At 70.4% G+C, this 12,350-nt stretch carries 11 protein-coding genes; 5 read left to right on the top strand and 6 right to left on the bottom strand.

Features of this window, described 5'->3' with window-relative positions:
- Positions 1-72: 72 nt before the first annotated feature.
- The 5 genes from ACFVSU_RS10060 to ACFVSU_RS10040 form a co-directional block, all read right to left on the bottom strand.
- A complete protein-coding gene (locus tag ACFVSU_RS10060; RefSeq protein ID WP_387141784.1) occupies positions 73-852 on the bottom strand; it encodes a DUF1932 domain-containing protein in 780 nt (259 codons plus the stop codon).
- A 10-nt stretch (positions 853-862) separates the two neighbouring features.
- On the bottom strand, positions 863-1,759 hold the full coding sequence (locus ACFVSU_RS10055; protein WP_387141781.1) for an IclR family transcriptional regulator: 897 nt from the start codon (positions 1,757-1,759) through the stop codon (positions 863-865).
- A 104-nt stretch (positions 1,760-1,863) separates the two neighbouring features.
- Positions 1,864-4,074, bottom strand: coding sequence for a hypothetical protein (locus tag ACFVSU_RS10050; protein WP_387141778.1), 2,211 nt, complete (start codon positions 4,072-4,074; stop codon positions 1,864-1,866).
- A 132-nt stretch (positions 4,075-4,206) separates the two neighbouring features.
- On the bottom strand, positions 4,207-4,986 hold the full coding sequence (locus tag ACFVSU_RS10045) for an IclR family transcriptional regulator (RefSeq protein WP_387141775.1): 780 nt from the start codon (positions 4,984-4,986) through the stop codon (positions 4,207-4,209).
- A 126-nt stretch (positions 4,987-5,112) separates the two neighbouring features.
- Positions 5,113-6,504 carry an aminomethyl transferase family protein gene (locus ACFVSU_RS10040; protein ID WP_387141772.1) on the bottom strand — a complete coding sequence of 464 codons (1,392 nt, stop codon included), beginning with the start codon at positions 6,502-6,504 and terminating at the stop codon, positions 5,113-5,115.
- Between the two features lie 261 nt (positions 6,505-6,765).
- Between ACFVSU_RS10040 and ACFVSU_RS10035 the strand changes: the two genes are divergently transcribed.
- From ACFVSU_RS10035 to ACFVSU_RS10015, 5 genes are read left to right on the top strand one after another with little or no spacing between them, the layout of a single operon-like run.
- A complete protein-coding gene (locus tag ACFVSU_RS10035) occupies positions 6,766-7,545 on the top strand; it encodes an ABC transporter ATP-binding protein (RefSeq protein ID WP_387141769.1) in 780 nt (259 codons plus the stop codon).
- The gene (locus ACFVSU_RS10030; RefSeq protein WP_387141766.1) at positions 7,532-8,242 is read left to right on the top strand and encodes an ABC transporter ATP-binding protein; all 711 of its coding nucleotides are present in this window, start codon (positions 7,532-7,534) and stop codon (positions 8,240-8,242) included. The genes ACFVSU_RS10035 and ACFVSU_RS10030 overlap by 14 nt, the downstream gene beginning before the upstream one ends.
- A gap of 2 nt (positions 8,243-8,244) precedes the next feature.
- A complete protein-coding gene (locus ACFVSU_RS10025; RefSeq protein ID WP_310286436.1) occupies positions 8,245-9,126 on the top strand; it encodes a branched-chain amino acid ABC transporter permease in 882 nt (293 codons plus the stop codon).
- Complete coding sequence (locus ACFVSU_RS10020; protein WP_387141762.1) at positions 9,126-10,220, top strand: branched-chain amino acid ABC transporter permease; 1,095 nt, start codon at positions 9,126-9,128, stop codon at positions 10,218-10,220. The genes ACFVSU_RS10025 and ACFVSU_RS10020 overlap by 1 nt, the downstream gene beginning before the upstream one ends.
- Positions 10,221-10,242: 22 nt before the next feature.
- Complete coding sequence (locus tag ACFVSU_RS10015) at positions 10,243-11,511, top strand: ABC transporter substrate-binding protein (protein WP_387141760.1); 1,269 nt, start codon at positions 10,243-10,245, stop codon at positions 11,509-11,511.
- A 151-nt stretch (positions 11,512-11,662) separates the two neighbouring features.
- Here the strand turns inward: ACFVSU_RS10015 and ACFVSU_RS10010 are convergent, their stop codons facing one another.
- Positions 11,663-12,322: a GntR family transcriptional regulator gene (locus ACFVSU_RS10010; RefSeq protein WP_375870462.1), complete on the bottom strand. Its 660-nt coding sequence runs from the start codon at positions 12,320-12,322 to the stop codon at positions 11,663-11,665.
- Positions 12,323-12,350 lie beyond the last annotated feature (28 nt).

The following is a 12,350-nucleotide window of genomic DNA, read 5'->3' as shown; positions in this document are numbered from 1 at the left end:
GCGGGGTGCGCGCGTCGATTCCGTGTGTTGCGCCACCTGAAGCCCCAGATGGCGGCACCTTCGTGGACGGGCTCAGTCGTGGTCGCGCTCGGCGACGAGCCGCTCGAACCAGGCGAGGGTCGCGCGGGTCATGTCGGCGGGCTGGCCCGACGCCTCGAGCGCGGCGAGGGCCGCGCGCACTTCGTGCTCGCGGCGCACCGCGTGCGTGGTCGAGCCGTCGACGAGGCGGTCGATCAGGGCCGCGCCGTCGGGGCCGAGCTCCTGGGCCATCTGCGCGCGCAGCCAGTCCTCGGCGCCCACGGCGCGCGACGCGCCGAGCCCCTCGAGCACGAGCGCTGCGAGGCCCTTCATGAACACGCTCCGCAGCAGCCGCAGGCGGGCCGCCTCGCCGGCGTCGCCGTCGACCACGTCCACCGGCACTTCGAATGGACCGACCCGGGCGGCGAACTCGCGGGCTCCGGGTCCGCTCGCGAGCAGCGGCGTGCGGTGGCCCGCGCGCACCACGGGCGCCAGCACCGCGACGTCGGCCATCGCGAGCCCGCGGTCGGCCGCGAGTCGCGCGATGCGCTGCTTGAGCTCGGGTGCGGCGGTGTTGAGGTCGGCGTAGACGGCACCCGCGGCCACGTGGGGAAGGGCGTCACGGGCGACGGATGCTGCGGCATGCCCGGTCACGAGGCTCAGGGCGACGTCGGCCCCGGCGAGGGCGTCGGCGAGGGTCGCGAACTGCGGGACGTCGGGGTCGCCGAGGTCGTGTGCGGGGTCGAAGCCGCGCACCTCCGCTCCGGCGTGCGCGAGGCCGTGCGCGTAGCGGCGCCCGGCTTCGCCGAGGCCGAGGACCGCGATCGTCGTCATGCTGCAGACCCTAGGGCACCGGCGCGGGGCCGAGGGCGGGGAGCTCGCCCGAGCCGCGTGGGTCGGCGTCGAGGCTCTCGAGGTATTCGAGCGAGCGCCGCGACCCGCTCACGAGCGAGCGGATGCCGTGGGTCCGCTCATCGACGTCCGGCCGGTACGCGACGGCGAGGTCGCGCGCGATCCCGGCGGCCGCGCGGCGCAGCAGCTCGGCGTACGCGTGCGTCGGGCCGCCGTCGTTGGGCAGGACGACGCCGATCGCCGCGTACACCGTGCCGCCGGGTCCGGTGACGGGTACGGCGATCCCGCGCGATTCGGGATGGATGTGCCCCTCGGTGACGGCGTAGCCCTCCTCCCGCACCCGGCGCAGCACCGCGCGGAGCTCGGGGCCGGTGCGGATGGTGTGGTCGGTGTATCTCCGCAGGCCGCCGGCGATGACGTCGGCGACGAGCGCCGCATCGGCGTGGGCCAGCAGCACCAGCCCGCTCGACGAGGCGTGCAGCGGGATGCGGCCCCCGATCAGCGTCGCGTTGACGACGGCGTCGCGGGTCGACATCCGATCGATGAAGAGCACGTCCCGCCCGCTCAGCACACCCAGCTGCGCGTGCTGCCGCACCCGCTCGTGCACGGCGCCCAGCCACGGCCGGGCGATCTCGCGCAGCCCCACCGCACCGGGCGTCCGGCTCGCGAACTCCCACAGTCGCACTCCCAGGCGGTAGGTGCGATCCGGCAGGCGCTCGAGCAGCCCCTCGTGCTCGAGCTCGGCGATGAGGCGGTGCGCGCTTGACGGGGGAATGCCCGATGCGTCCGCGATCTCCGTCAGGGTGAGGAACGGATGCCACGCATCGAAGCTCTCGAGCACGCGCAGGTGCCGGTGAAGCACCGACTCTCCGGCCGATCCTCGTGCCACAGCATCCTCCTCGACGACGCGGCCATGCTAACCCGCGCCGGAACCCTGTCGGACCGTGCAGAGGGGGAGGCCGGCCCGCGCCGACCTCCCCCTCCGCCGGTGTGTCAGCTCGCGGCCGCGAGCGCCGCGATCGCCTTCACGACGTTCGAATCGGCGGGCAGGCCGGACTTGCGGGAGGCGTTGTCGAGCTGCGCCACGACGGCCCGGCTCGCCGCCGAGCCGGCGGCGAGCTTCTCGGCCTGAGCCAGGTGCTTGCGCACCTCGCTCAGCGCCTTGCCCGCGAGGGTGCCGTCACGCTCGGCCTGGTCCACGTGCCGGAGCACGACCTCGATGCTCGGACCGGGGAGCACGTCGAACAGCGTCTTCGCGATCTCGCGGTTCTCAGCCTGTCGCGCGGCGGTGTTCGGGTTCGTGCTGGCGGTGACGCCGAAGAGCGGCCAGTTCAGCGGATCCATCGCCCAGGACACCTGGTTGAGGTGGCTGTACGGGGCGTCGAGCGCCCCGAAGAGCAGGCCCTCGCCGCCGGCGAACGCCCCGCCCTTGCCGAGCCCGGCCGGCAGGCCCTGCGCGGTCGAGATCGGGGTGCCCTTGGTCCACTGCGACACCCAGTACAGGTACTCGGTGAGGCGGTCCCAGCCGGCGTCGGCGATGGTCACCTCGAAGGCTCCGGTGCTCCCAGTGACGGTGTACCAGTCGAGCGGGAGCCCGGCCCAGGCCGCCGCGCGGTTCGCGTCCTGCTGACGCAGGAACGTGTCGAGCGCCGCCTTCGCCTGCTCCGGCGTGGTCACCGAGGACACGTCGGCCAGCGTCGGCCGGTAGGACTTGTTCTCGTTCACCGTGAGCTCGAGCGAGGTCTCCATCATGTCGAGGAGGGTCCGCTTGACGTGGTCGGGGGTGAGCCCGAGTTCGTACGTGTAGTCGTCGCCCTTCTGCGCGAGGACCGCGGCGCTCAGGTACTGCCACTCCGCCAGGGCCGCGGGGTTGTTGCGCCCGCTCGTGATCCCGGTCTCGGCGGCGTACACGCCGTCACGGATCTTCTGGCGTGTGGGGTTGTACATCCACTCCGCGAGGTGGTCCGCCCGGAAGGAGTCGATGATGGGTGCGCTCGAGAACGTCGCGAAGACGTCGTCGCCGACGGCCGGGTCATCCGCGTACGCGCCGCCCGTCTGCGAGAGGCCGAGCGCGCCGATCTGCGCGAGCGAGTCGTAGTAGTCGGAGCTGTTGCCCCCGGCGGCCACCGCCGTGGTGAGACCGCCGCCACCGCTCATGCCCGTGATGATCACGCGCTCCGGGTCGCCGGGAAGGCTGCCGTAGACCTGGTTGTACTTGACGAACCGGATCGCCGCCTTGGTGTCGGTCATCGTGGCCGGCGAGTGTCCCTGGTACTGGCCGTCGACCGGAGCGTCGTTCATGCTGCGGGCGCCGTACGACACCATGATCATGCCCTGGTCGAGCACCTCGCCGATGACGTTGGGGTTGTTGTTCCCGCCGCCCTGGACGGTGTTGAACGCCAGGTTGCCCGTGGTGTACGCAGCGCCGGGGACCACGGTCGAGATGAAGTTGTTCGACGTCCATCCGCCGTTGTTCGTGCGGAAGTAGGTCGGGCTGTCCGGCCGGACGTTCTGCGGCACGTAGATGCTGACCTTCTGCTTCGGGCTGTTCGGCGTCGCGGCGTACCAGCCCCAGTAGTGCGTCACCGTGAACGGCTGACCGTTCAGCGTGACCGTGATCGTCCTCTTGCCGGTGTCGGACGATGCCGAGACGGCACCGGCGGCGCTCTCGGTGATCGACCCGCCCTCGTAGGTGCTGACGTCCCACCAGCCGGTGGCGGGGTCGACGTCGGCGGGGACCGACGGCCCGGCCTCGGCGAGGATCTGCCGCATCCATGCGTGCGCCTCGGCCGTGTTGACGTTCTCGGAGTGCGGGAGATTCATCACGAGGGTGAAGTTGAAGTCGTCGATCTTGCCGGCGGACTTCAGGTTCTCGAGGTTGGCGTAGAGGATCGCCTCGGGCGCGAGCGTCACGCCGTCGTCGGGCACGCCGTTGCGCACGTACCAGTAGTCCGCCGGGTCGGCCCCGGTCTGGTCCGTGCCGCGTGCCACGTCGGCGAGGTAGACGTTCGGCGTCGCCATCTTGCCCTGCTGTTCGAGAAGGGCGTAGGTGTCGGAGGCGGCGTACTGCGCCCATGCGTCCAGCACGAAGGGCTTGAGGAAGACGTTCTCTTCCGGCTCGGTCGCAGCGGTGGCACCCGTCGCCGTCGATGCGACGAGCGCGGCAGCGGCCACGGTCGCGACCGCGTATCTCATCCTGCGCATTTGCTACTCCTCATTGAGTGGGGATCGGCGACGATCTGGGATTGTCGCCACCTTTGGCGTCAATCTAGGACCGGGCTTGTGGCGGCATCCCGCAGATTCGCACCCAGTGAGAAAGTCCGCTCCCCGCGGGTGTCAGCGGTCGAATCGCTCGCTGAGCAGGGCGTGCAGCTGGTGGGCGGATGCCGCCACCATCGCGCTCAGCTCGCGCTCGCGGAATCGATGGACCTCGGTGACGACCCCGATCGCGGCGGCGGGAAGGTGCGCCACCCGGTCGAAGGCGACCGCGACCGAGGCGGTTCCGAGGCTCATCTCCTCGCGGGTGACCGCGTAGCCGCGAGCCCGTGATCGCTCGAGATCACGGACCAGCTCACTGCCCGTCGTCAGCGAGAACCGGGTCTCCGGTGCGAGCCCGCCGCGGATGTAGTCGGCGAGCCAGTCGGCGTCCTGAGCGGCGAGCAGCGCCTTGCCGACCCCGGTCGTGTGCAGCGGGAACGCCCCGCCGATCCGGGTGAGCGTGGGTGACGACGACACGCCCACGGCGCGGGCGATGTAGAGCGCCCGCCCCGTCTGCGGGGTGCGGCCGTCGAGCACAGCCAGCTGGATGTTCTCGCCCGTCGCCTCGTACAGCCGGAGCATCAGCGGAAGCGCGGCCTCCCGCAGCTCGAGCAGCACCGGGCTCAGCTCTCCGACCTTCCAGAGCCGCAGCCCGACTGCGTACCGCTGGGGATGCACCTTGTCGACGAAGCCCGCCGTGAGCAGCTTCGCGAGCAGCCGGTGCACGGACGACACCGCGAGCCCCGTCCGCTGCGCGATCTCGGCCGCCGAGAGGATCGGCTCGTCGGCCGTGAAGCACTCGAGCAGCTCGAGCGCCCGCTCGAACACCCCGTCACGGCCGACCGGTCTGTCGGTCACGCTCCGCCCCCTCTCGGCGGGATGGCGGGGCGTCAGCCGAGCGAGGTGGCCCCGGTGTAAGGGACCGTACGAAGTCGGGCCGGGATTGTCAACGATTTTGGTGCAAGGATGCCGCGTCCCGGCGCGTCAGGATGCGTTCTGGCGATACACCGTCCGGGCGTAGTCGTGGTACGGCGCGGGGGCGACCGTCGCGCGGATGCGCACCTGGCGGTGATCGGCGTCGACGCCGTCCTTGCGCGAGATCGGGTCCTCGCCCCACACCACTTCGACCTCTTCGCCGTCGCGGATGCCGGCGTCCAGGGTCGCGAGCGACATGTAGAGCTGGTCGTACGCCACGTACCCGGCATCCGTCGAGATCCCCACGCGCTCGCCGTCCTTCAGGATCTCGTCCATCTGGTAGAGCCCGTACCGCGCCTTCGGGAAGTCCAGGTACTTGGCGGGCGTGCCGGGCTCGAGCTGCGAGCGCACGACCGCGGCGACGTCGTCGGCGTTCCAGATCAGTGTGACCTTGCGGCGGCGCTGGTTCTCGGCGTGCTTCTCGAGCGCCTCGCGCCCGTGGAAGTCGTGGTCGAACCGCACCGAGCGGCCGAGGCCGATGTCGAACGGCGTCATGTAGAAGTCGTGGATGTCGGTCGAGTACAGCGAGCCGCCCACCGAGCCGATGCGCGCCGCCGGCAGCCACTCGCGGTACTCGGCGAAGTCGTCGTCGAAGACGGCGGGGAACGGCGTCGGCACCCAGCCGGACTCGAGCGGCGACGACGAGTACGCCTTGGCCCCGACTCGGCGGATGCCGTACTCCTCGCCCGCCTCCATCAGCGCCTCGAGCACGACCTCGCTGTCCTCCCACGGGCCGTAGAACTCGAACCCGGGCTGCCCGGCCATGCCGTGGCGCAGCGCCTTGACCGGCCGGCCGGCGATCCCGACGTCGCCGATGTGGAAGAACTTGATCTCCGGCACCGGTCCGCCGAACACCTTCTCCATCACGAGATCGGCGTGCGGTCCCTGCAGCTCGTAGCGGTAGAACGTCGGCGGCCCCTGACGCATGTGCGAGTTGGCCTCGAGCCGGTAGCGCACGTCCTTGCCGAGCGCCTCCGCCTTCTCGATGTTGAAGCGCACCCAGTCGATGAGGATGTGGTGCCCGATGAGCACCAGGCCCTCAGGACCCTCGGAGTTGTAGAAGAGGATGCCGTCGCCGATGAGGTAGCCGTCCTGGTTGACCGAGATGAGCTGCTTGGCGACCCCTGGCCGGAACGTCGCGAACGTGTTCGGCGAGATCGAGCTCAGCAGCGGGATGAGGTCGGCGCCGTCGAGGAACAGCTGCGTCATGTGGTGCGACTGGTCCATGAGCGCCACTGACGTGTTCCATGCCCGCTGCTCGTCGCGCCAGTTCGTGAACTCCGGCGCCACCGGGAACGTGAACGCGGGCCAGTTCTGGTTGCGCAGCAGCTCCACGGGGCTGCCGGCGCGGTCGATCGCCTGGGCGAGCGACTCGGTCTGGGTGTCCGTCATCGTGGTCATCGTCGACCCTCCTTCGGGGTTGGGGAAGCTGCGGTCAGCGTAAGAGCGCTCCGGACCGCCTCGACAGGGTGATTCCGTTGAATGGAAACGGATGCTGCACTCCTGCGCGCCGGGGGGACAGCATCGTGTCGAAGATCACGGTCGCGGAACTTCGCACCAAAATCGTTGACAATCTCGCCGCGAATCCGTAGTTTCCCAAGCACGGGGAGGACTCGGCTCCTCGAACGACCACGACCACGCGATGATGCGAAAGGTGGGGCCATGGGCGCTCGGCTCGCAGTCCGCGACGTGAGCCTGCAGTTCGGCGGCGTCAAGGTGCTCGAGGACGTGACCTTCACCGTCGAGCCCGGCCAGATCTTCGGCCTCGTCGGTCCGAACGGCGCCGGCAAGACCTCGCTCTTCAACTGCGTGAGCGGCCACTACCGCCCGAGCGCCGGCTCGATCACGATCGACGACGACGAGGTGCTCGGCTCTCCGCCCGCGACCCTCGCGCGGCACGGCCTCGCGCGCACGTTCCAGCACCCCGCCCTGCAGCTGCGCGAGACCGTGCTCGAGAACGTGCTGCTCGGCGCGCACAGCCGACTGCCGGGCGGACCGGCGGAATGGTCGCTGCGCCTGCCCCGCACCACCCGCTCCGAGAAGGCGCTCCGGCAGGAGGCGCTCGACCTCCTCGAGGGCCACGGCCTCGGCTGGGCCGCGCGCACGCGGGCCGACGAGCTGTCGCACGGACTGCACAAGGGCGTCGAGCTGTGCCGCGCCCTGCTCATGAAGCCGCGGCTGCTGCTGCTCGACGAGCCGGCGGCGGGACTCCCGCACTCGGAGGTCGAGCAGCTCATCGAGACCGTGCGGCGCGTCCGCGACGACGACATCACCGTCGTCATCGTCGAGCACAACATGGGCCTCATCTCCGCCCTCACCGACCGCGTCGTCGTGCTCGATCATGGCCGCAAGCTGATGGAGGGCTCGGCCGCCGACGCGCAGTCCGACCCGCGCGTGGTCGAGGCGTACCTCGGAAAGGACGCGGTCGATGACGCTGCTTGAGCTCGCCGACGTGCGCGCGTTCTACGGTCGGGTGCAGGTGCTCGAGGGGGTCTCGCTCACGGTTCCCGACGGCGGTGCCGTCGGCATCCTGGGCGCGAACGGCGCCGGCAAGACCACGACGCTGCGCGCGGTGTCGGGCACCGTTCGCTCGACCGGCACGATCCGGTTCGACGGCAAGGACCTCAAGGGCCTGCGGCCCGACCAGGTCGCCGCGCTCGGGATCGCGCACGTGCCGGAAGGGCGCGGCACGCTGTCCGATCTCACGGTGCGCGAGAACCTCCGCGTGGGCGCGTATCGCCGCAAGGACGCCAAGGCGATCCGGGCCGACGTCGACTACTGCCTCGAGCTGTTCCCGCAGCTCAAGGACCGCATCCGCTCGAACGGGTCGGCGCTGTCGGGTGGCGAGCAGCAGATGCTCGCCATCGCCCGGGCGATCATGGCCCGGCCGCGCCTCCTGCTGCTGGACGAGGCATCCCTCGGTCTCGCACCGGGCACCGCCAAGACCGTCTACCAGGCGATCGGGCGCCTGCGCGCGGAGTCGGGCATCGCGATGCTCGTCGTCGAGCAGAACGCCAACCTCGCCTTCACCCTCGTCGACAGCGCGACCGTGCTGGAGACGGGCCGCAATGTCCTGACCGGCTCGACCGCGGAGCTCAAGGGCATGGACGAGATCCGCCGCGCGTACCTGGGAGGCTGACGGTGGGCACCTTCATCCAGCTCGTGATCGACGGCCTCTCGACCGGATCGATCTACGCCGCGCTCGCGCTCGCGATCGTGCTCGTCAATCAGGCGACCGGACTCATCAACTTCGCGCAGGGCGGCATGGCGGTGCTGTCGGCGTACATCGCGTGGGCCCTCAACGGCTTCGGCGTGCCGATCGTGCTGGCGATCCTCGGTGCGATCGTGGCGTCGTTCTTCCTGGGCGCGCTCATCGAGCGCTACCTCATCCGCCGGTTCGAGCGCGGCGACCCCGACACCGCCGTCGTCGTGACGATCGGCCTGCTGACCTTCATCACCGGCCTGTGCGCCTGGATCTGGACGTACAACAACCGGCTCTTCCCGTCGCTGTTCCCCCTGGAGACGATCAAGATCGGGGGAGCGGTCATCAGCGTCCGCTCGCTCGGCACGATCATCGTCATCGTCGTGATCATGCTGCTGCTGCAGGCGCTGTTCCTCGGCACCAAGCTCGGGCTGGCGCTGCGGGCGGTCGCGATCAATCCCGGCTCGGCCGCGTTCTCGGGCATCAACGTCGGTCGCAACCTCATGGTCGGCTGGGGCCTCGCCGCGGTGCTGGGCGCCGTCGCCGGCGTGCTCGTCGCGCCGCAGCTGACCCTCACCCCCGGGATGATGGACGGCGCCCTCGTCTATGCGCTCGCCGCCTGCATCCTCGGCGGCCTCTCGAGCCCGATCGGCGTCGTCGTCGCGGCGTGGCTCATCGGCGTGCTCGAGAACCTGGCCGCCGTGTACGTCCCCTTCATCGGGCACGACCTCAAGATCGCGGTGCCCTTCATCCTCATCTTCGTCGTGCTCATCGTGCGGCCACAGGGCCTGTTCGGCCGGAAAGCGGTGGTGCGCGTCTGATGCCTTCGACCGCGGAGTTCTGGACGCGCCCCTGGGTGAAGTGGGCGGGGGTCGGCCTCGTCGTCGTGCTGCTCGTCGTCGGGCCGCTGATCCTCCCCGAGTTCGCCAACCAGACGATCGCGCGCATCGGCGTCTTCGCCGTCGCCGTGCTCGGCCTCAACGTCGTGATGGGCTACACCGGCCAGGTGTCGCTCGGCCAGATCTTCTTCGTCGGCGTCGGCGCGTATGTCACGGCGTACGGCGTCAACCAGGACTGGAACATCGTCCTCGTGTTCGTGCTCGCGTGCATCGTGCCGGCCGTGTTCGGGCTCCTCGTCGCGCTCGCCGCGGCGCGCCTCGGCGGCCTCGCGATCGCGATGGTGACGATCGCGCTCCCGCTCGTGGGCCTGCCGCTCGCGAAGCGGCTGTCGGAGTTCACCGGCGGATCCCAGGGCACCTCGGCCCGTTTCTCGAGCGCGCCGGAGTGGACCGGCCTCTACGACGACCAGTGGCAGCTGTACATCGTGATCCTCATCGGGGGCATCACGTTCCTGCTGACGCGCAATCTCGTGCGGGGCAAGTACGGTCGCGCCTTCGCCATCGTGAAGGGCAACGAGGCGGTCGCCGCATCCATGGGCGTCTCGCCCTACCGCTACAAGGTGCTGGCGTTCACGATCGCCTCGCTCATCGGAGGCGTGAGCGGCTTCCTCTATATGGTCGTGATCCAGTACACGTCGCCCGAGACGCTGCACTTCGGCCACTCGATCGAGCTGCTCGCCGCGATGGTCATCGGCGGTGCCGGCAGCATCATCGGCTCGCTCCTCGGCGGTGTCTGGTACGTGCTGCTGCCGCAGATCACGAACCTCATCGACCCCAACATCACCGCCATGCTCCAGGGCGCGATCCTCCTGGTGGTGCTCTTCATCCTCCCCGGCGGCCTGGTGTCGCTGCCGCGGCTGTGGCGGCGCCGGCGCCGCGATGACGGCGCCCCACGAGGCGGCGCGACCGGGCCTTCCGGACGGACGGATGCTGCAGCATCCGTCTCCGCCAAGACCGCCGCCGCAGACACCGCGGCCGTCACGGACCCACCCCCACCTTCACCGACGCAGTCATAACCCACACAGAGAGGCAGGACCCATGAGCACGAACCGCAGGAAGTTGCGCGTCGCCTCGGTCGTCGCCGGGATCGGCATCGTCGCCGTCCTCGCCGCCGGCTGCTCTCGCGGCGGCGGCACGCCCAACGAGACCGGCGACGGAGCGGCGCAGGCGAGCCCCGGCATCACCGACACCTCGATCACACTCGGCATCACGACCCCGCTGTCGGGGCCCACGGCCGGGCCCGGCACGTGCACGGTCGCCGGCATCACGGCCTACTTCGGCGCCAAGAACGCCGACGGCGGCGTCGAGTTCGGCGACGGCAAGACCCGCAAGGTCGAGATCACGGCGCTCGACGACGAGTACGACCCGCAGAAGGCCAAGGCGAACTACGACCAGCTGAAGAGCAGCGTCTTCGCGATGACCGCCGGCCTCGGCACGCCGACCAACCGCGCGTGGCGCGAGGCGGCGATCGCCGACGAGGTGCCGCAGGCGCTGATCATGTCGGGCGACCCGATCTTCAGCGACCAGCAGGAGAGCCCGTGGTCGCTCGGCTTCGTGCCGATCTACCAGAACGAGGGCGAGGCCTTCGGCAAGCTGCTGGCGAGCTCGAGCGACGACCACACGGTCGCGATCCTCTCGCAGAACGACGACTACGGCGAGGGCTACGTCGAGGGCTTCAAGAAGGGCATCGAGGGCGCCGACAACATCGAGATCGTCAAGGAGCTCACGTACGAGGCCACCGACACCTCGGTCGACGCGCAGCTGACCGAGCTCGCCGGCTCGGGCGCCGACGTGTTCTTCAACGCCATGTCGATCACGCCGCTCGTCATCTCGTCGCTGCAGAAGACGCAGGAGCTCGGCTGGCTGCCCAGCTGGTTCCTCCCGTCGAACACATCGAGCCCGTCGGCCATCCTCGAGCCCGGTGGGGCGGCGGCGTTCCCCGGCGTATACACGGTGGCGTTCGCGCAAGCCGCGGCCGCCCCGACCTTCGCCGAGAGCGAGGACGGCGGCGCGTTCCTCAGCGCACTGAAGGAGTACGCGAACTACTCCGACGTGCCCGCGTTCCCGCACTGCGTGTGGTCGTACCAGGTCGGCGCGACGCTGGAGCAGGTCTTCGCGAAGATGACCGAGCCGACGCGCGACGACTTCATGACGCAGCTGCGCAGCATCAAGGACTACGTGGCGCCCCTCATGCTCGAGGGCTCCAGCGTCGACACGACCGAGGACGGCCAGCCCGCCGTCTCGACCGTGCAGGTGCAGAAGTACAACGGCAAGGGCTACGCCCCGGCCGAGTCCTGGGGTCAGTGACCTGAGCCCTCCGAGGGGGCGGGCGGAGGCATCCGTCCGCCCCCTTCGGGTGCCGAGAAACCGCGTTCGCGCTCAGGAACCACGCCTGCCGTGGTGTCTCGGCGCGTTCGTGGTTTCTCGTGTGCGCTGGTGCGCTGAGCGCGGATGGGGCTCACTCCATGCCGTGGAGGACCTCGACGATGCCCGACAGGTGCGCGCGGGTCGCGGCCTCGGCGGCATCGGGGTCCTTCGCGAGGATCGCGTCGATGATCGCGATGTGCTCCGGCGCCGACGTCGCGGCGCGCCCCGGGTGGAAGGCGAGCCGGAACTGGTGCCGCGCGGACTGCGCGCGCAGGCGCTCGAGCAGCTGGGTCGCCGTGCCGTGGTGGCTGAGGTCGCGGATGCGGCGGTCGAGCTCCTGGTTGAGGCGCGAGTACGCCATGAGGTCGCCCGATCCGATCGCGGCCTCGATGTCGGCGCGCAGCGCCCGGAGCTCGTCGGCGTCGGCGGGGGAGAGGTTCTCGGCGGCCTTGCGCGCGCAGAGGGTCTCGAGGCCGATGCGCACCTCGACGATCTCGATCGCCTCGTCGACCGTGATCGCCCGCACCCGTGCGCCGCGGTTGGGCAGGCGCTCGACGAGCCCTTCGCCGGCGAGGTTCAGCAGCGCCGTGCGCACGGAGGCCCGCGAAGCGCCGTAGCGCTCGCTGAGATCGGCCTCGATGAGACGCTGATGCGGTGCGAACTGCGCGTCGAGGATCGCCTCGCGGATCACCTGCGTCAGGTCGGGACGCTCGATCGTCTCGTCGTCGCTCAGCACTGCAGCATCCGTCATCTCGGCCAACCTCCTTCGGCGCCTTCGT

Source organism: Microbacterium sp. NPDC058062 (genome assembly GCF_042885375.1).
In the GTDB taxonomy this organism is placed as follows: Bacteria; Actinomycetota; Actinomycetes; order Actinomycetales; family Microbacteriaceae; genus Microbacterium; species Microbacterium trichothecenolyticum_C.
This window is presented reverse-complemented; position numbering and strand designations above follow the sequence as displayed.